This is a genomic window from Leptotrichia wadei (genome assembly GCF_007990445.1).
In the GTDB taxonomy this organism is placed as follows: domain Bacteria; phylum Fusobacteriota; class Fusobacteriia; order Fusobacteriales; family Leptotrichiaceae; genus Leptotrichia; species Leptotrichia wadei_A.
Genome location: NZ_AP019842.1, coordinates 12,984 through 31,185, shown reverse-complemented (window position 1 = coordinate 31,185; position 18,202 = coordinate 12,984). Strand labels below are relative to the sequence as shown.

28 protein-coding genes are annotated in these 18,202 nt (G+C 30.3%); all 28 read left to right on the top strand.

Annotation, left to right across the window (positions count from 1 at the left end):
• Nucleotides 1–41 precede the first annotated feature (41 nt).
• Nucleotides 42–380, top strand: a complete 339-nt coding sequence (locus tag FVE74_RS11190; protein ID WP_147004629.1) for a hypothetical protein — start codon at nt 42–44, stop codon at nt 378–380.
• Between the two features lie 249 nt (nt 381–629).
• Nucleotides 630–719, top strand: coding sequence for an ImmA/IrrE family metallo-endopeptidase (locus FVE74_RS12310; RefSeq protein ID WP_147004631.1), 90 nt, complete (start codon nt 630–632; stop codon nt 717–719).
• A 7-nt stretch (nt 720–726) separates the two neighbouring features.
• Entirely contained in the window at nt 727–888 is a 162-nt protein-coding gene (locus FVE74_RS11660; protein ID WP_172617497.1) for a hypothetical protein, read from the top strand.
• A 46-nt stretch (nt 889–934) separates the two neighbouring features.
• Nucleotides 935–1,057, top strand: a complete 123-nt coding sequence (locus FVE74_RS11180; RefSeq protein WP_232054120.1) for an excalibur calcium-binding domain-containing protein — start codon at nt 935–937, stop codon at nt 1,055–1,057.
• On the top strand, nt 1,002–1,118 hold the full coding sequence (locus FVE74_RS12015) for an excalibur calcium-binding domain-containing protein (RefSeq protein WP_232054119.1): 117 nt from the start codon (nt 1,002–1,004) through the stop codon (nt 1,116–1,118). Before FVE74_RS11180 ends, FVE74_RS12015 begins: the two co-directional genes overlap by 56 nt.
• Nucleotides 1,119–1,270: 152 nt before the next feature.
• Nucleotides 1,271–1,402, top strand: a complete 132-nt coding sequence (locus tag FVE74_RS12175) for a hypothetical protein (RefSeq protein ID WP_269473172.1) — start codon at nt 1,271–1,273, stop codon at nt 1,400–1,402.
• Nucleotides 1,403–1,663: 261 nt separating this feature from the next.
• Nucleotides 1,664–1,804, top strand: coding sequence for a hypothetical protein (locus FVE74_RS11655; protein ID WP_172617496.1), 141 nt, complete (start codon nt 1,664–1,666; stop codon nt 1,802–1,804).
• Nucleotides 1,805–3,520: 1,716 nt separating this feature from the next.
• Nucleotides 3,521–3,691 carry a hypothetical protein gene (locus FVE74_RS11650; protein ID WP_172617495.1) on the top strand — a complete coding sequence of 57 codons (171 nt, stop codon included), beginning with the start codon at nt 3,521–3,523 and terminating at the stop codon, nt 3,689–3,691.
• 9 nt (nt 3,692–3,700) lie between these two features.
• Nucleotides 3,701–3,874, top strand: coding sequence for a hypothetical protein (locus tag FVE74_RS11645; RefSeq protein ID WP_172617451.1), 174 nt, complete (start codon nt 3,701–3,703; stop codon nt 3,872–3,874).
• Nucleotides 3,874–4,044: a hypothetical protein gene (locus FVE74_RS11640; RefSeq protein ID WP_172617494.1), complete on the top strand. Its 171-nt coding sequence runs from the start codon at nt 3,874–3,876 to the stop codon at nt 4,042–4,044. The genes FVE74_RS11645 and FVE74_RS11640 overlap by 1 nt, the downstream gene beginning before the upstream one ends.
• Nucleotides 4,013–4,186, top strand: coding sequence for a hypothetical protein (locus FVE74_RS11175; RefSeq protein ID WP_172617493.1), 174 nt, complete (start codon nt 4,013–4,015; stop codon nt 4,184–4,186). Before FVE74_RS11640 ends, FVE74_RS11175 begins: the two co-directional genes overlap by 32 nt.
• 655 nt (nt 4,187–4,841) lie before the next feature.
• Nucleotides 4,842–5,003 (top strand): hypothetical protein, encoded by a 162-nt coding sequence (locus FVE74_RS11635; RefSeq protein ID WP_172617492.1) that lies wholly within the window; start codon nt 4,842–4,844, stop codon nt 5,001–5,003.
• A gap of 750 nt (nt 5,004–5,753) precedes the next feature.
• Entirely contained in the window at nt 5,754–6,464 is a 711-nt protein-coding gene (locus tag FVE74_RS11170; protein ID WP_147004627.1) for a hypothetical protein, read from the top strand.
• A 350-nt stretch (nt 6,465–6,814) separates the two neighbouring features.
• Nucleotides 6,815–7,246, top strand: coding sequence for a phage protein (locus FVE74_RS11165; protein WP_147003816.1), 432 nt, complete (start codon nt 6,815–6,817; stop codon nt 7,244–7,246).
• Nucleotides 7,247–7,413: 167 nt separating this feature from the next.
• Nucleotides 7,414–7,551 (top strand): hypothetical protein, encoded by a 138-nt coding sequence (locus FVE74_RS11630; protein ID WP_172617491.1) that lies wholly within the window; start codon nt 7,414–7,416, stop codon nt 7,549–7,551.
• A 318-nt stretch (nt 7,552–7,869) separates the two neighbouring features.
• The gene (locus tag FVE74_RS11160; RefSeq protein ID WP_147004626.1) at nt 7,870–8,103 is read left to right on the top strand and encodes a hypothetical protein; all 234 of its coding nucleotides are present in this window, start codon (nt 7,870–7,872) and stop codon (nt 8,101–8,103) included.
• Nucleotides 8,104–8,167: 64 nt separating this feature from the next.
• The gene (locus FVE74_RS11625) at nt 8,168–8,311 is read left to right on the top strand and encodes a hypothetical protein (protein WP_172617452.1); all 144 of its coding nucleotides are present in this window, start codon (nt 8,168–8,170) and stop codon (nt 8,309–8,311) included.
• A 102-nt stretch (nt 8,312–8,413) separates the two neighbouring features.
• Nucleotides 8,414–8,959 (top strand): Rha family transcriptional regulator, encoded by a 546-nt coding sequence (locus FVE74_RS11155; protein WP_232054114.1) that lies wholly within the window; start codon nt 8,414–8,416, stop codon nt 8,957–8,959.
• Between the two features lie 85 nt (nt 8,960–9,044).
• Complete coding sequence (locus FVE74_RS11150; protein WP_147004625.1) at nt 9,045–9,557, top strand: hypothetical protein; 513 nt, start codon at nt 9,045–9,047, stop codon at nt 9,555–9,557.
• 418 nt (nt 9,558–9,975) lie between these two features.
• Nucleotides 9,976–12,735 (top strand): phage tail tape measure protein, encoded by a 2,760-nt coding sequence (locus FVE74_RS11145; RefSeq protein WP_172617490.1) that lies wholly within the window; start codon nt 9,976–9,978, stop codon nt 12,733–12,735.
• A 10-nt stretch (nt 12,736–12,745) separates the two neighbouring features.
• Nucleotides 12,746–13,339 carry a phage baseplate protein gene (locus tag FVE74_RS11140; RefSeq protein WP_147004623.1) on the top strand — a complete coding sequence of 198 codons (594 nt, stop codon included), beginning with the start codon at nt 12,746–12,748 and terminating at the stop codon, nt 13,337–13,339.
• Entirely contained in the window at nt 13,336–13,671 is a 336-nt protein-coding gene (locus tag FVE74_RS11135; protein ID WP_147004622.1) for a hypothetical protein, read from the top strand. The genes FVE74_RS11140 and FVE74_RS11135 overlap by 4 nt, the downstream gene beginning before the upstream one ends.
• Entirely contained in the window at nt 13,671–14,843 is a 1,173-nt protein-coding gene (locus FVE74_RS11130; protein ID WP_147004621.1) for a hypothetical protein, read from the top strand. The genes FVE74_RS11135 and FVE74_RS11130 overlap by 1 nt, the downstream gene beginning before the upstream one ends.
• On the top strand, nt 14,840–15,061 hold the full coding sequence (locus tag FVE74_RS11125; RefSeq protein WP_147004620.1) for a hypothetical protein: 222 nt from the start codon (nt 14,840–14,842) through the stop codon (nt 15,059–15,061). The genes FVE74_RS11130 and FVE74_RS11125 overlap by 4 nt, the downstream gene beginning before the upstream one ends.
• A 383-nt stretch (nt 15,062–15,444) precedes the next feature.
• On the top strand, nt 15,445–15,804 hold the full coding sequence (locus FVE74_RS11120) for a hypothetical protein (RefSeq protein WP_172617489.1): 360 nt from the start codon (nt 15,445–15,447) through the stop codon (nt 15,802–15,804).
• A 189-nt stretch (nt 15,805–15,993) separates the two neighbouring features.
• Nucleotides 15,994–16,827: a baseplate J/gp47 family protein gene (locus FVE74_RS11115; protein WP_147004618.1), complete on the top strand. Its 834-nt coding sequence runs from the start codon at nt 15,994–15,996 to the stop codon at nt 16,825–16,827.
• A gap of 159 nt (nt 16,828–16,986) precedes the next feature.
• Nucleotides 16,987–17,634 carry a hypothetical protein gene (locus FVE74_RS11110; protein ID WP_147004617.1) on the top strand — a complete coding sequence of 216 codons (648 nt, stop codon included), beginning with the start codon at nt 16,987–16,989 and terminating at the stop codon, nt 17,632–17,634.
• Between the two features lie 93 nt (nt 17,635–17,727).
• Nucleotides 17,728–18,183: a hypothetical protein gene (locus FVE74_RS11105; RefSeq protein WP_147004616.1), complete on the top strand. Its 456-nt coding sequence runs from the start codon at nt 17,728–17,730 to the stop codon at nt 18,181–18,183.
• Nucleotides 18,184–18,202: the final 19 nt, after the last annotated feature.

Below are 18,202 nucleotides of genomic sequence, written 5' to 3'. Positions count from 1 at the left end.
AGGTATAATATACTATAAAATTCAGATTAGGAGTAACAGATATGGAAGACAAGGAAAAATTGAGAAAGATTATAAAAGAAACTAGGTTGCAAAAAAATATAGCTAGGGATAAAATATCTGAATTACTGAAAAAAAGAGGGATAAAATATGCCGAATCTTCATTATCACGTTATGATAAGGGTATAACAGAAAGCATAAAGGCAGAAGTATTGAAAGGGATTTCAGAGATATTAGGGCTTGATGTAATTGAAATGTATAAATTGGCAGGATTGCTAAATGAAAACGAAGATATAAGATTTGCTAAATTAAATAAAAGAGAACGTGATCAGTATAGTGAAATTGAAAAGGGGCAGCCTACTTTTTTAACGATAATAGCATAAGTGATGAAGATAAGAAAAGATTGCATGATAGTTTGCAAGAACTTTTTTTGACGCTAAAATGAAAAACAAAAAAGAGGAGGTTTTATATGAAAACGTAGAAATATGAAACTCAGAGTAAAAAAAATTTGGTAGAGAAATATAATACTAGTAATCCGTATATATTGTGTGAAAAATTAAACATTGAAATAAGATACTTTTATTACGAAGGTATAAAAGGCTTCTTTAGGCGAATATTAAAAAAGAAAATACATTGTTATAAATGAAAAACTGGACGAATATTCAAAGTTAGTTGTGCTGTGCCACGAATTAGGACATGCGATTTATCACAGTTCAAAATAAACTTCTTATGAAAATTAATTTTTTTAATTATAATCCAGAGTTGGAAAACGAAGCAAATGAATTTGCAGCAGAATTAATGAAATATCAAGAAGAAGTTAGTTATGAAGTTGCTAGAAATTGTGATTTAGGATTGCAAGTGTTGGAAGAAATGAAAAGATATATAAAATAATAAAATTTGGGGTTAATCGGAATATATAAAAGATGGAGGAATCAAAATGAAAAAATTATTTGTAATTTTGACATTAGCATTTATCAGTACTAATGCATTTACGGAAACATTATATTTTAAAAATTGTAAGGAAGCTAGATCAAAAGGCTATAAAAATATCAAAGGGTGAGCCTGGATATGCAAGACATTTAGACAGGGATAGAGATGGGATCGCTTGTGAAAGTAAATAATTTATAAAATATAAATGGAGGAAATTTATGAAAAATGCTGTTGATTTTGTGTTTAGGTGTTTTAATCGCATCATGCGGAGATGGAAAAGGGTAGAACTCAAAGAAACTAAAGCAAATAAAAAAGTAGAAAGAAAACACTCAAACAGAAGCCTATGAAGTTGAATTATCTGCAGGACATTATGTTAGGAGTAGATATTCCTGCTGGGATTTACGATATAACTGCTATTAAGGGTACTGGAAATGTTTCAAGTAGTAACATGTATGATGGGGAATCAATCAGGTGATGGGAACACAAGATGATGGTGTAAGTGTTAAAGAATTTAAAAATTTAAAATTAGATAAAAGATATTTCTATTACAGTAAATGGCACTGCAGTTATAAAACTTTCAAGTAAGGCTGCACAAACCAAAATTTAAAACCCAAAGAAAATCCAGCCAAAAGAATATACTTTCAGTAGTGGTAACTATGTTGTTGGAAAGGATATTGAACGTGGAATTTACGATGTTATCGCAGTAAAAGGAAATGGGAATATTTCATCAGATAATATGTTTGAGGGTGGTATCAACGAAGTTTTTGGTACGAGCGGGGACGGATTCTATGTAAAAGAATTTAAAAATGCCTATTTTAATGATGATGTCCAATTAACAGTTTCAGGTGTCACTATTAAATTAGTTCCAAGCAAATAGTGTCAGTAAAATTGATTTTTATAGAGTTATTTCAAAATTGGAATAACTCTTTTTATTCAAAAAATTCTTGCATTAACGCAAGAATTGTGGTATCATAATACAGAGGTGGTGAAAAATGAAAATTGATAAATATACACAAATCAGAATGAAAATGATAGAAAAAAAATTTACTGGAAAGATATAATGGATAAAATTGGGTATTAACTGGGGATTAAGGCTGGCAATAAAAATAATAATTCTGAAATAATTAAAAAAGTTGAAAAAATAATAGATGACTTTTAATTTTTTTTGAAAATTTCATTGCGTTAATGCAAGAAAAAATTCAGGAATCGAGGGAGGAGGTGTGAGATGAAAATAAAAAACTATGGATAAAGATTATATCCATAGTGGCTGAATTTTGGATTAATATACTGCTGTTTCATATACCTGTAAGATTTAAGAGGTTTTCTTTGTAAATATTTACAAAATAGTGATGGCGAGTATATTAATCGTTTTAGGAATTATAACGTATTTTATTTTAAAATTCTTAATATAAATTTATAAATCTAAGAAGTGAAGGAGATTTAGCGTATTGAGATGAAAATAAGAGTTAAGAAAGGAGAGAAATGAAAGATATAATAGCATTGATAATTTCTATGATAATTTATCATTTTTTCAGGAAAAATTAAAAGATAGTGATGTATTCACTACCTTTTGCAATTGTATTTATTGATTAAATCAATTTTGTACGTTACTTTTAGAAAGCTTTCTAAAAAATAAAAGAAATAAAAACAGGAGTTCAATAGAAAAAGTAAGCTCAGCAAATTTCTTTGGAGTTTTATATTCCAAAACGATAACACCAAAAGATTTTAAAACTTCAACAATCCATTTGAGAACTTCTAATAAAACAGGCTCTAAAGCAGGAACAAATGTCGCGTAAGGGAAGCCAAAAAATATATAGCAGATGGACAAGATGCAAAATATTTTCAGGAATTTCCAAGTTTTGAAATATCCTGATATATTCATTTAATCGAGGTTTCAAAAAAAATAACTGGAAAATTTTCGATAACAACTTCAAATTCCTCTTCTTGAGTAGAATTGTAAGCACCGATAGCTGAACTTTAATATTGTTCCAATTATACGTTTTTGAATAAACTTCAGAATAATTTTTTATAATTTTAATTGGGAATCCATTATTTGAATCGGCATTTGAATATTCAAATTACTATAATAAACTTTTCCCTGAACTCGTTTATTTTTGGATAGTTGTCAAATATTTGCTGCATTCTTTGGACGCTTGGGTAATTCATCATTAATTGCATTTTGGATATTAGGATTATTCAGCAATTTTTGAAGGCTTTCAGGTAAAGGCATAAAAGTACCCCTTTCTTTTAGGATGTTAGCACTCAATTTAAGATATTGCTAACACAGAAAGTATATCATAGTAAATTATAAATTTCAAGGAGGATAAATGTTTAAAGAATTTTAGAGAAATGTCTGAGATATGAAAATTTGTATATCTTAGAAGAAACAGGGAATAGGGAAAGATTAAGAGGGTTAGCAAGAGGCACGGAAAAGTAACAGGAGCAGTATATTATTATTTGATTCCAGGACAAAAAGAACGACAGTAAACAGAAATATACTTTAACAGTCAGGATATTTCATAATAAGGGATCAGAAAAGATTGAGACTGGAAAATTTAATTATAAAAAAAGCAAAACCGATGAATTACTTGGAATGTTAGGAGATAGAGACGTGGTTGATATTGCTGGAACATTTTCGACTGTTGAGGTTGTAGCAGAATCAAAATCAGCTGGAGTTGTAAATAATGTGAATGTAGTCATTGAGGACTTGGTAGCTCCAAATCCATCTATTATGGATGGCATGTTTATAGCAACAGTAGGGTAGGTGAATTAAATGGCGAAAGAGAATAAAAAGGAAGAGGTAAAAGCTATTGTTGAAGCAGTAGCTTTAACACCTTTGAGATACAACGATGTTAGATATGAAATTGGTGATAAGTTGGAATTAACTGAGGCAGAATTTGAAATTTTGTCAAAAAATAAACTTGTCGGCGAAAGAGTTGATGAGTAATGACGGATGAAACTTTGGAGGAACTGAAAAAATATATTCCTGAAACTTCTGATTTTGATTTACAAGTGGTTGAGCAATTTTATGAAGTTGCTGAAGAAAAGCACAGTACAGAGAGAGAAAAGCTGCTCAAAATATTTTTTGTTTGGTTATTTATTAACTTCGTTAAATGATTTTGATTTTACGAAAGTCCAAATTTCAAATATTGTTGTCGAAGAAGCAAATGGAAATAATCCTTATCTTAGGATGTATCAGCAATTATTAAAAACTCTTGATGTTGAAGAAAATGAAAGTGTAACTATATCAATATTTTAAAGGAGTTGAAATGTTTAATTTTAAAAACAAAGAAAAGAAGAAATATTACTTGTTGAGTTGAATCATATACTTTTAAATGTTGGTGACAATGAATTAGATTTGACTCAACGAAGAGTAAATATTGCAAAACAGGAGATAGAAAAAGAAAATTAAAATAGAGATTATAAATTTAGGTGATAAAGATGCCTTGCAAACTAACAGTGAAACAGAAACCAAAAAACAAAATTTGGAGAAGTTGTTGGCAATGAATCCTCAAAAGATAGAAGTGGGAACGGTAACGAATTATAGTGTCAAAGGTGGATTTGATGCTTTGGATTATCAAATGTATTGGATAGTGGTTCAAGTCGTGGAGTTCCTGGGTGGAATTATAACCAAAAGCTTTTGAACAATTTAATCCAATGGCTGCTAGATACTTTAAAGAAGGAGTTGCTAGGATTATAAACGGAAGTTTTGATGTTGCAGCAATGACGAATAAAATTGGAACCGAAGCTAGTACAAGATATAAATCAATGATTGAAAGGATAAAAGTCCTCCAAATAGTCCTGTGACGATCGCAAGAAAAGGATTTAATAATCCAATGATTGAAACTGGGCATTTTAAGAGCAATATTGCAGCTAAAATTAACGGGGAGAATTGTCGGTAGAGGTGGTGGATAATGGATAGGAAAACAAAATCAGCTATTAAAAAAACTTTGAAAGTTATAGAAAAGCTGTCAGATGATGTGATTGTGTATTCAGAAAATTCTGAGATTGAATTTGACGAAATGGGCAATCCTATTCAAAACAAAATAGAAAAGACAGTAAAATGGCTATACTGACACCTAAACACAATTCATCGTTTCCACAAAGTATGGACGGGAGTTTTTTATCGAATAAAAAAGAGGGATATTATATTTGGATGATAATCAAGATTTTAAAGTATCGGAAGGTATAAAAATAAAGCATAAAGATGTGATTTACAGGGTTTTAAATATTGAGGAAAATTATGGGAATTTTTGAGAATGGAGCTGAATATAGATGACAAGCGAAATTAAAAGAACTTGTGACCGATATAAAAGAGTTCTGCAAAAGTTTGGTATAAATCAAATCATAAATGAAGATAAAAGAGACGAGATACTTGCTGAGCAATATGAAAAACTCAAATTTCCAATTGTTTTTTTATAATATACATTGAAGACGCAGAGAATCCAATTCCTTTCGGCAATGATGAATATTGTTATGACGAAGAAATACAAGTTATCTTGACGTTAGAATCAAGAGAAAAACATAATGATTTCGATGTGCTTTATTTATTTTAGCTAATACAAAAGCAACAAATGATTACTTTGGTGAAAGAAAACATAAAAGGAAAGTTAGAAAAGTATACAAAATCCAGGAAACAACTTTTAATTTTATGGGTAGAAGATATTACAAGGAAGTTTTGCAGTTTAGTTATTTCGCAGAACATTATATAAATAAAAATTTTAAGGAGGAATAATGGCAATACAGAGAAATGATTTAAATACTTTGAATAATGTACAAATTAAATCAGAAAATAACAGAGCTTTTATGCTGATGTCAGAAGTTTGATGTTTTACAAAGATTTTGCAATATCGCCGACATTTATTACAGAACCTGGCGATTTATTGGAATTAAACATCAGTGGATTAAATGAAAATCATAATTTTTATAAATTAATAGCTAGTGCATATTCGCAAGCGTATACACCGTTAAATGTAGTTGTTTATGGGAATAATACAGCAGCAACATTTACAGAACTTATGAATACATATATAAATCATGAGGACGCTTTTGAAGTCACTAACTGGATTACTAACATGGATATTGTTTCTGAAAAAACGTATATTAACAGTATAGTATCTTATGCAAAAACTGATAAGGATAAACAATTTTTTATAGCTGTTGATTATGAAAAAGTAGGAAGTGCAGCTGAAGCTGTAAAATTACAAACAGAAAATAATGTGAACAACGTTGCGTTTGTAATTGAAGGAACTAAAAATTTAGCTAAAGGAAATTGGCTTACAGGAGCCTTGGTTGGTGGAACAATAGGATATAAAGATTTAGGAAGTTATATTGTTCATTCGACTCAAATAACTGGTTTTGTCCAAGAAAATTTTACAAAACTGAGCAAAATCTTTTGGGACGCTGGATTAAATTACTTATCTAAACCAACTCAAGGTTATTTTCATATTGTAAATGGACTTAATTCTGATAATAAAACATTTATCGAATTGAAATTAATTGAAATTTGGTTGAGAGATGGTTTAAAAAAGATTTAACAATATTCCAGGTGAGAAAAGACAAAATACCTTTGAATGATATTGGAAGATTAATGATTGAATCAATCATTAGAGAACGTTGTAGACAAGGGGCAAGTGCTGGAATGTTTATGGTTGATAATGCTGGAAGTTATTTTGGAACAATAATGCAAAAGATAAAACGGTAATGAGTTTAGTATAAAATTAGGTCATTTAACAGTTAGTGAATTAACACAAGAATCAATTAGAGAAGGTAAGTTCAAATTTGATTTAAGAGTAACTTTTCTAAATGGTGTGAGAAATTTAGCATTAACAGGAACAATCACAACAGATGGAGAAATTGTATTCGATAAATAAAAGGGGTAAATTAAATGTCAACAAAACAATATAATGTGGATAACGTTAAAATTGTGTTAACTGCTGCAGGTATTCCTTACGCAATTACTTGCAGACATGAAGATGGTTTTGAGGATGATCCAAACACAGAAAGTTCGAGCTCAACAATTGCGAGTTGTGGGCAAAAGGTTGTTAATGTATCAGTCGACGAGAGTGTATCTATCACATTAAGTTTACTTTACGGAAGCAGCGAGCACAGAACAATGGAAAGATTGCACAAACTTTGGAAAGCAAATAAAGGACCGTTTCCAATGTTTATGGTAATAACTGATACAAATACAAATGAAACTTATATATATAATGGTGTTTCATTTAAGAAAAAAGCTGCGTTAAAATATGCAAACGAAAGTGGAACTGAAGCAAGAGCATGGGAGTTTGAAGCAGAAAGCAGAGAACTTGTAATGTAGAAAAATTATTTAACAAAGGAAATAAAATCATAAGGACAATGGCAATTGAATAATGACTGTGAAAACTAAAATATTTGTTTTAAGTTTGGGATAATGGTATAATTAAAATTATTCTTTAATTTCTCTTAGAAATAGTGTATAATATAGTAAATTATTTTTAAGGAGGAATGATATTAAATGTTTTAATATTTTGGATAGCCTGTATATATTTCTATGTTAGGGTAATTAGATTCAGCTTGAAAGAAATTCCTAAAATTAAAGAATACAGAAAAACTATGAGCAAGAAAAGAAAAAAAGAAAATTAAAAGCAGAAAGAACTAAAAGGGATAAACTGGATTCCGTATTAGCAGTTGTATTTTTGTTTTTAGCGATGGTTAGTTCTCCAAATTCAGGGAATAAAACTGAAACAGCAGAGAAAAAAAGAAGTTAAGAAAGTCGAAGCCAAAAGGAAGAGGTTAAGAAAGAAGAGCCAAAGGCTGAAGCAAAAGCAACTGAAGTCGAAACAGACCCTTACAAAGAAATTGAAGATAATATAAAAGAAAGTTTCCAAAACTAGAAAGATAGTAGCTACTGATGTAGGTGTTGTATTAGAAATTCAAGCAAAGGGTGGTTTTACCAAAAATATGATGGTTAAAGAAATGTTTAGAGATGCCAGAAAATATATAAATGAAATTAACAAACAGTATAAAATGAGAAACTTAAAATATGAAAGTATGGCACTACAATTTTTTTATCCTATGAGTGATGGTGAAACAAGTGGAAATATGAAAATACTTTTGGATGTTGATAATGATATGATTGAAGTTGGATTTGTAATGCCTACAATCGCTGAAGAAGTGAAACAAAATTTTAAATAAAAATTTTAAAAGTTCTTGACTTTTACGTGTAAACGTGTAAAATATAAAAGTCAGGAGGTTAAAGATGGAAAATAAGAAAAATATATCATTTAAAGTAGATTCGGAATTACACAAAAATATTAAATTGAAAGCTACAAATATGGGAATAGGGATAAAAGAATATATTTTAAATTTGATAAAAAAAGATTTGGAAAGTGAGGAGAAATAAAAAATAAGACCTCTTTGCAAAGAAGTCTTATGGTATTTCTACCTCATCAATAGAATTATACCATATTGACTTCTAAAAAACAATATTTTAGGAGGAAATTTAATGGAAAACATTATGGATTTAGTAAAAGTAGAAAGACATGAAAATTACGGATTAGTTGTAAGTAGTAGAGTTATTGCAAGAGCATTGGATAAAAGGCACGAAAAAGTTTTAAGAGACATTGATAAAATTTTAATCAACCCAGATTTGGGTAGATTGATTTTCACAAGTAATTACAAGGATAGCAGAAATAGAAACTATCGTGAATATCTTTTAACCAAGGACGGATTTATCCTTTATATGTTCAATATACAAGGACACAACAAATTCAAACTGGCTTACATAAACGAATTTAACAGAATGGAAAGATTGTTAAATCAGCAAAGATTGTTACCAATGCCAAAAAGTGACAAAGTTTCAATACCACTTGATAAAGCAGTTCATTGGGCTAAGATAAAAGAAGCAAACAAGGCTAATGAAGTAAGAAGTGATACTTATAGAAAAATATGTAAACTTTCTCAGGACTTGGCAATGATAACAAATCAGATTGACGAGCTTTCTGGAATGACATTTGAAGTTGAAAATTTACTAGACCAAATTGAAAATTAAATAGAAACACTAAATCACAGTCATTAATTTGATTGTGATTTTTTTATTACAAAAAATAAAATTAAAATATATAAGGAGAAATAAAATGAATTTAGAAAGAAAATATAATGAAGAAGAAGAAAAAGCAATTAATATGTCAAGAGAAATGGCTGGATTGCCACCTATTACACAAGATAATGAAAATATAACAGTTGAAAATAAAGAAGTTAAGAATGAAGCAGCAACGATTGAAGCTATTGCAACAGAGGAAACGGCTGAAGAAGTCAAAAAAAGAAGAAATGAAGCCGAAAGAAGAAGAATAAAACAGCAAGGTGGCTTAAGACCTAGACAAATATTTAAGCACACTTTGGTTGACTGGGACGGAAAACCAAAGGATGTGATTTGTACATATCCCACTACAAAGCAAGCGTCAAAATATTCAAAAATGGATTTTGATCCAGTAACTGGAAAAGGAGTACTTGATTTTGGCGATATAGTTGATTGTTTTTATAATGATGACTTGTTACCACGATTTAACATTGAGGATTTTCCATCAAGCGAAATCATTGGATTAGGTGTATTTTTATTGGAAGTGGTAAGAAATCCCTTCCTTAAATAGGAATCCGGCATTTTTTCATGAAGGGAAAATATATTTTAATAAAGACGAAATGTTAAAAGATATAACAGAAATTGAAAATTTAGCATTTCAATTGGAAATAAATGACAATTTTAAAAGTTTTAATTCTTTTGTTTTTTTAAAAAAATATAATGAAAATAAAATCTCTGAAAAAGAGTTTGAAACTTTTTTGAAAATGTGTTTTTATGATACAGAAATCCAAAAAGCAAAAGAAAAAGAACTAAAAAAGATTAAGAAAGGGAAATAAATGGCTAGTGGAGTAGGAGTTACTTATGAATTAGAGTTTGTTATTAAAGATAAAATGCAAAGCAATGGATACAATCAATGCAAAAGAAGCTGAAAACTAGCTAAAACATTAGATAAGGTTAGTTTAAATAATTTTAATAAGCAGATGCAACATATGCAAAAGCACTTGCAGGCACAAGGGGATAAACTCAAATCTCAAATGAAAATGGCTCAGGATATGATGAAAACTCTTGGAACTGGCAAAACTGTAAAAAGTGGATTGGATAACGTAAAAAAAGAAACACAAGAAGCTAAAAAGAAAATGGATGATTTGAACAAAGTCAAAGAAGCAGTTGGAAAGTCGGTTAAGAATCCTCTTGGAAACGTGGCTAAAGGTGCTGACAGTGCAATAAAAAAAGTTAAAGGGCTTTTAAATAAAGTTCGGGATGGAGCATTGTATAAGGCAGGAAGTTTTATTACACAGGCTGGAATGGAAGCGTTGCAGGAATATGGACAAACTGATTATGAATTACGTGGCGCTTCTGCCAAAACAGGTGGATATGGTGTTGATTTAAAAGAGTATAGGCGACTAACTAAAAAAGTTGGTGGAGATACAAAATTTAATAACTTAGATGTTGCACAGGCTATTAATGCTGGAGCAACGTTAGGAATTAAAAAAGACGAAATGAAACAAATCATACCAGCAGCTGCTAATTTGGCACAAGCGTTTAATTCGGATATAACACCAGCTCTTGAAATGGTTAAAATGCACATGAACTCTTATCAATTATCTGCGAAAGAGGCTCAAAAAGTTACTGATATGATAGCTGTTACATCTAAAAATACAGCTGCTGATTTACCTAGATTGGCAGAAGGATTTAAGTATGTTGGAGCGTCTGGGAAAGCATTAGGAGTGCCACTTGAAACAGTTTATGCGATGTTAGGGAAAATGAATGACAACGGATTAACAGGGTCAACAGCAGGTACTGGATTAAATCAAATGTTTGAAAGTTTAAAAGATTTTAAAAAACGTGGGAAACTTGAAGATTTAATTGGTAAGGTTACAGATGAAAAAGGTAATTTACAAGATATGGTTTCAATTATTGAAAGATTAAAAGGTGTAACTGACAAAATGGGTAACGCGGATAAAGCTGGAGTATTAAAAGCTATATTCGGAGTACAAGGAGGTAGAGCCGCCAATACGCTATTGAATGGAAGTATAGAAGACTTAAAAAAACTTCAAAACGAAATAAAAAATAGTAGTGGGGTAGCTAAGCAATTGAGTGACTTTATGATGCAAGGAAGTGCAGGAGCGGTTGAAACTTTAATGGGAACAATGTCAAGCACGTTTGCAGCGGTATTTGATTCATTAGAGCCTTTATTAGTTCCGGTTGCAGGGTTATTTATGGGAATAGCTGAAGCAATTGGACAGGTAGCAGAAAAAGCGCCTTGGCTGTTGCAATTAGTTTCTATTTTGGGAGCTTTAGTAATTGGAGAAATGGTATTTAATAAAATGAAGTCAAGCATTGGGCCTTTCATTTCTGGGATAAAAGAAGCTATTGCAAGTGTTAGCTTATTAAAAATAGTTCTTTACGGACTATTGGCGATTGGTTTAGTAGTTATATTTAATATGTTTAAGCAATGGCAAGATTATTTGCAACAAAATGCTGACGTAAACAAAGTGTGGACGGCTACATTGCAAAGTTTAGGAAGTGCATTAGGAGCAATCAGCGACTTGATAATGGCTGTTGTAGGTGCGTTATTTGGATTTAGTACAAAATCAGAAGATGCAAAAGATAAAACGCAAATTTGGGGAATGACAGCTGATGAAGTTAAACAAAAATTAGAATCTTTTAAAGAAAAAGTAGATAAATTTTCAGAAAGAGTCCGCGAAATGACCAAATGGGTCGAAGAAAACAAAGAGACTGTTAAATTCTGGGGAACTGTATTTTTAGGATTAGCTGTTGGAATAGGTATATTATGGGCTTTAACTGCGGCACAATCAGCATTTAATGCAGTTGCAGCTTTAAATCCATACGTTTTAATAGCAATGGCAATAATAGGTGCTATAATGCTAATTTGGACGGGACTTACTTGGCTATATAATAACGTATCTTGGTTTAGAGATGGTGTTAATATGGCTTGGGATTTTATAAAAGAACACTGGATAATGATATTGTCTTATTTAGGAGGTTTTTTAATAGGCGGACCAATCGGTATAGCACTTGTTTGGTTATATAACAACGTGAGTTGGTTTAGAGATGGTGTTAATGCAATTTGGGATCAGATAAAAGAACATTGGGAAATGGCGGTAGGAGCAATCGCCGGTCTTTTATTAGGAGGTCCAATCGGGGCTGCGATCGGGGCTTTTATTGGCTGGCTTGTTGAGCTTTATAATAAAAACGAAACTTTTAGAAATGCGGTTAATACAGTTTGGAATGCTGCCAAAAAAATTATTTCAGAGGCTTGTTCAGTAATTGCAGGAGCGATTGGAGGAGTTATTAGTATTTTAGGAACTGCAATATCGAGAATGGCAGAATTTCTTGCAAAATCTAAAACTGCTTCACAGCAAAAAGCAATAGGAGTAGCGTTCACTCCGCAGCCTTTAACATATCAAAGTGCAAGTTTAGGTAATTTAGGACATAAAGCGGTGGGAACTAATAATTTCCAAGCACAAGGTGGTGGGGGAATGACTACTATCGATGAGCATGGAGATGAAGCTATTTGGTTGCCAAACGGCTCAATGGTTGCAAGAAACACAACAACTAACGATATGTTAAACAATTTAAAATCTATTAAAGCTAATACTCGTGGTGGACTGAAAGACAGTGGAACAGTTGTTACAAATAATAATCATTTTGTATTTAATGTTAATGGAAATGATGAAACACTAAACGAATTAAAAAATGAACTTGAAAAATTAGGAATAGTTTAGGAGGTATAGAATGCAAGTATTAGATTTTTTAAAAAAAGCAATTGCAGGATTTGAAGCACAAAAAGATAGACTTGAAAAAATGTATTTAAAATATTTTGGCATAAAACCTAATGGATTTTTAGGTACTATACCTCTTTTAGTAATTTCGACCGATTATAGTCAAGATAATGAAATAACAGGCTACAAATCGTATTTAAAAGATAATTTTAATGAAAATATGTTTGTGAATCCATATACATTAAAAATTGAGGTAATTTTACACGGTAAAGAATGGAAAGATGAACTCGAGAAATTAGTTAAAGAATCAAAAAAAAGAAATTATACAACATTTATGTATACTAAATTTGATAAGGTTTATGCTCCACTTGCAATAACTAGTGTCAGTTACTCGGAAAATTATCAAAATTATACTAGTATAAAAGTTTCGATAAATTTAAAAGAAGTAAACTTGTTAAAATTTACTACAACTGACGGAAAGACTACAACGAGTGCTTATGATCCAGAGACTAATACCCAAAATCGAGAAATGTCTGAAGTTTCGATGAGTGAATCAATGAAAGGTGGACTTGGAGATGATCCTAGAACAGGAGATATTAAAGCATGAGAAAATTATATAGTTTTGATATTTTATATAAGAAAAATAAAAAAAGTAGTTACAGAATTTTATTAGACGATGGAGAAGAAACGTTGTTAGTTATATTGGAAATTTACAATATAAAAGAACTTTGGTATTTAGATGTAAATACTGATAACGAAAATTTACATATGGGTCAAAGAATTAATGCATACGAAGATTTGTTCTTATTGTGCAGAAGACGATATAAAGAATTCCCAAATGTTAAAATGATAGCTTTGCCAATTAATTTGAATGGCTTTGATGTTGAGTTTACAACAGAGACAGCTGGAATATTACAGGATATTATGGTGGTGGTTTAATGGCTGAGAACACAGGAAATGATAATTACTATATTTTGTGGGACAGATATGCAAAAGTAACTTTTAAAGTAAAAAATGGAGATGAAACAGAGGAAATTGAATTTGAAAGATTTCAAATTGAAAATGGAGTTGATTATTCGCCAGATTTCGAGATACAAACTGAATTTGATATAACAGAAAGCACTAATATTGCTAAAATAGTTATTTATAATTTAACAGATGAAATGATTAAAAAATTAAAAAAAGGTGTTGAAGTAGTTATTGAAGCTGGGTATTGGAATGATGGAGTAAATAAAGATATTGGTGTTATCTATAAAGGGATTATCGAGAGTTTGAAAGGAAGTTGGAGCAACGCTGATAAGAAATTTGAGATAACTTGTAATACTTATAATGATGAATACAAGGATACAAAAATAAATCTTAAAACTGGAAAAGGGACAAAAGCTAGCACAATAATAAAATTAATTTTATCAAAATTGGATAAATTAAAAGCTGGGACAATAGAGCTTGGTAAGGATATTGATTATAAAGACGGAAAAACAATGCATAACAACGTAAAACACATCTTTAAAGAAATAGCAAAAGATACTAAAAGTGTTTTTTTTATAACAAATGGAGTTGTCACTTTTCAACCACGAGATAAGATAAATAGAGGTATTTTAGAATTTGATCCGAATCGATTTCAAGATGTAAAAGAAAATGACGGTACTTATACATTGAAAAGTATATTTGATCATAGATTTCAAGAAGGTTTTAAGATTAATTTAGATTTAAAAAAGGAATTTGAGCAACTTGAAATTAAAGGAGAGTATCTTATCACAAAAGGTAAGCACGTTATTAATTTTAAAAGCGATGCATATACAGAGTTGGAAATAAAAACTAAATTTGATGATGAAGAAGCTAAGAAAGCTAATGAAATCGAAATTGTTTCTGGAAAAAAAGGGAAAAATGAGAAAGCATCTAAAAATAAAAAGAAAAAAGCAAAAGAAAAAGACGATAAAAAGAGTAAGAAAAATGAAAAAAATACTAAAAAAACAAGCAAAAAAGAAAACGAGGTTAAAAAATCTAATAACACAGAAACTAAAAAAACTACTACAAAAAGTAGCGGAAATAAAAAAGAAAAAGACTGGGATAGAATAGTGAGAACATATGGAGTAGGAGGTAAAAAGTGAGAAAAAAAACAGTAGGAGATCATATAGAATCAATGATAAGTGGAAGATTTGATAATTTGAATACTTTTGCAATAGCTAAAATTGTTGAAGTAGATAACTCTAACATGAGCTGTAGTATACAAATGTTAGATATTCCTGAACTTTTTGGCACACGTGATGAAGTTGAAATAATTGAAAATGTTCCAATTGTCCGATTTTGGGGTGTAAATGCAAAGTAAATGCTCCATTGGCTGCGAATGATAAGGTTTTAGTAGCTTTTGCCAACATGATACATTTAATGCAAGAAACGCTTCTGAACCTTGCGAGCCGAACTCTAGTGCAAAATTTGATATAAATAATGCCGTTGTAGTTGGACAAATAACAAGTGATGCAGAAAAGAACATATCTAACGACTTCTATATCACTTATGGTGGAACGCTTGTAACAATAAATGATAGCGGTGTCAATATAAAAGGTGGTTCAATCAGTATAAGTGGGCCTGTTAAAGTTGACGGAAGTTTAGAAGTTAGTGGAGACGCTACAATTGGTGGAAAGTCATTTTAACTCATACAAATGGTGGATTACCATTGGATTAGGAGGATATCATGGAGAGTGTAGAAAGTTGGCTAACAGAAAAAATGATGATAAAGAAATAGATGTTGCAATCGGTAAAAATATTATATTAAGTTCAGAATTAGAAAAAATAAGATTACGTTTGGAAAATAAATTAAGGTTATTTTTTAACGAATGGTTTTTGCATAAGAATGAAGGTATTTATTGGCTTAAAAGAAATGAAAATAATGGACAAATAGGAAATTTATTAGAAAAATTTAATATAGAGGCCCAGGTCAAAGAAACGATTTTGTCGGATGAAGATGTGGCAGAAATAACAAAGTTTGAAAGTGATTTTGAAAATAGAAATGGAAACTATAATTTTAAAGTGGAAATGTTATTGAAAAATGGAAAGACTTTAGCGTTTTAGAAAGGAGGAACGATGGATTTCGGAGTAACAGAAAAGGATTTGTGTTAAAAGTTTTACAGATATTATGAAAGATATAGAAAATAGGTACAAAGCAAGATTACAAGATAATAATTATATTTTAGATTTTAATACTCCTGAAGGATTCATTCTGAAGCGATAGGCTATGAATTATCACAAATATGGGAAGAATTGTTAGAATTTAATAATCAAATGAATCTAAATACAGCAACAGGAATATATTTAGATTTCTTTGGAACTTTACTGAGAACTCCACGGGAAGCAGGGGCTTATGCAACCGGACAGGTTAAAATAATAGGAGAAAAGAATAGAGTTATACCAGCACAAACAATTATTAAATATGCTGAAAAAGAATATAGACTATTATCAAACGTTGCGTTGGATAAATTAGATAATAATGAGTATTACGGAATAGGATTTATTCAGGCTCTTGAAATCGGAGAAGAAAGCAATATCACAAGTGATGTTACTTTTACGACTGAATATGAAGGAGTTGCTAAAATTACAAATGATGCGGATGTAACTGGTGGTGCAAATAATGAGAGTGATAGTCTTTATAGGGAAAGACTTAAAAGAAAGGAAACAGTTGAACAAACCGCTACACATGCAGCATTATATAACGGATTAATGGCTTTGGAAAATATTAAAAATGTGTTGATATTAGATCCTGAAACTGAGCCAGCTACTGAAGCTGGAACAGTTAAAATATTTTTAGAAGGAACACCGGATGACAAAATTTTTGAAACTATTTTAGATTTGAAAGCAGATGGCATATTGACTCTCGCAGATTCTAATGCACAAACTTTTGAAAAAAAAATAAAAAGAGGTGTATTTGAAAGAAAAATAATATATAACATCATAAAATATAGTACGTTATTAATAAAAGTTGAAGTTTTGGAAACAAAAAATTTAGATGAAAAAGATAGTCGTTGGACAAAACAAATACAACAGGAAATTTTAAATTATATTAATAATCTAAAACAGGAGAATCTATTAGTTATTTAAAGACATATTCAGAAGTGTTAGGAATTGACGATATAAGAAAAATAAATTTGAAAATGGGATTAACAGAATCCGATGTTGAAATACAAAATTTCGACAAAACATTTACAGTCCCAGTTGGTCAAAAATTTCAAATAAACGAAAATAATATCGAGGTAATTTATGTTTAAGAGTAGCGAAGAGTATACAGATGAAATAATAAGTAGATTTCCACATATGTACAGAAGAGACAGGGGAAGCAATAATTATTTTTTGTTAAATTTATATTTAGAAGAAGTAAGACAAGCAAGTAAAGGAATATATGAACTTTTGAAATCTTTAAACATTATGGAGGCGGAAGGTTACGTATTGGACAAATTTGGAACATCTTTTAATTTGAAAAGGGACACGAACGAAAAAGATGAAAATTATAGAAAAAGAATACTTGCTGAAATTTCAAGGAAAAGTAAAAATGCAACTTTTGAAACAATCTTAAACGTGCTCAAGATTATAATTGAAAATTATGAGCAAAATATTTTTATTTTTAAAGAAGGGATTATAAAAGATAAAGTTAAAAACATAGATTTTAAAGTTAAAAATGGAAGTTTTAACGGAAATTTTGAAACACAATTTTATAAAGAAAAAGCAGGAAGCATTTACATTATATTGAATAAAAGACTGTCTGCATATATAAAAAAGAGTATCTTAAATATCTTGCTCGAAATAAGAGCGAAAGGTGTGGAAATAACTGTTGATTTTAAATATAAGGTGCAAACAGCTAATTATATTTCAAATGGGGCCTTTGTTGGAGCGAAAAGAATTTTAAAATAGAGGATAGCTTTTATGATGAGATTTTGCAACAAAAAAAGTTATGAGAGTAATTTAGCAAGAATAAATGTAATTACACAAGAAGGAGTAAGATAGATGTTAAAAAAAATAAAGGATTGGATAGGAACGAATTTAGATGTTTACAAAGTTGAAAGTGCAAACGATGTTGGTGCTGGATTGGTTAGGCATATTTGGAAAGGTGAAGAAACAGCAACTCAAGTTGGGACAACATTGTCAGCACAAGTCATGAATGATTTACAAAAAGGGTTGGTGCATACTCTAGATACAATTAGAACTGTTGGAACTAACAAAGATATCTACGAAGTTGCATTGACTGGAATCGAAGAATTTGGTGTATTTGACGGATTAAAATTGTTAATTAGAATTGATGGAGAAAATCAGTTTGAGGATGTATTTTTAAAATTAGGTGGTGCAGAATATCAGATCTATCAATTAAAAAATAATATGTTAGATAAGATTGACAAAGGGATTTTGAAAGACAAAAGGAATATTTGCTCAACTTCAAAACAATTCTTTTGTTTTATCAGATAGCACTTTGTACGGATCACAA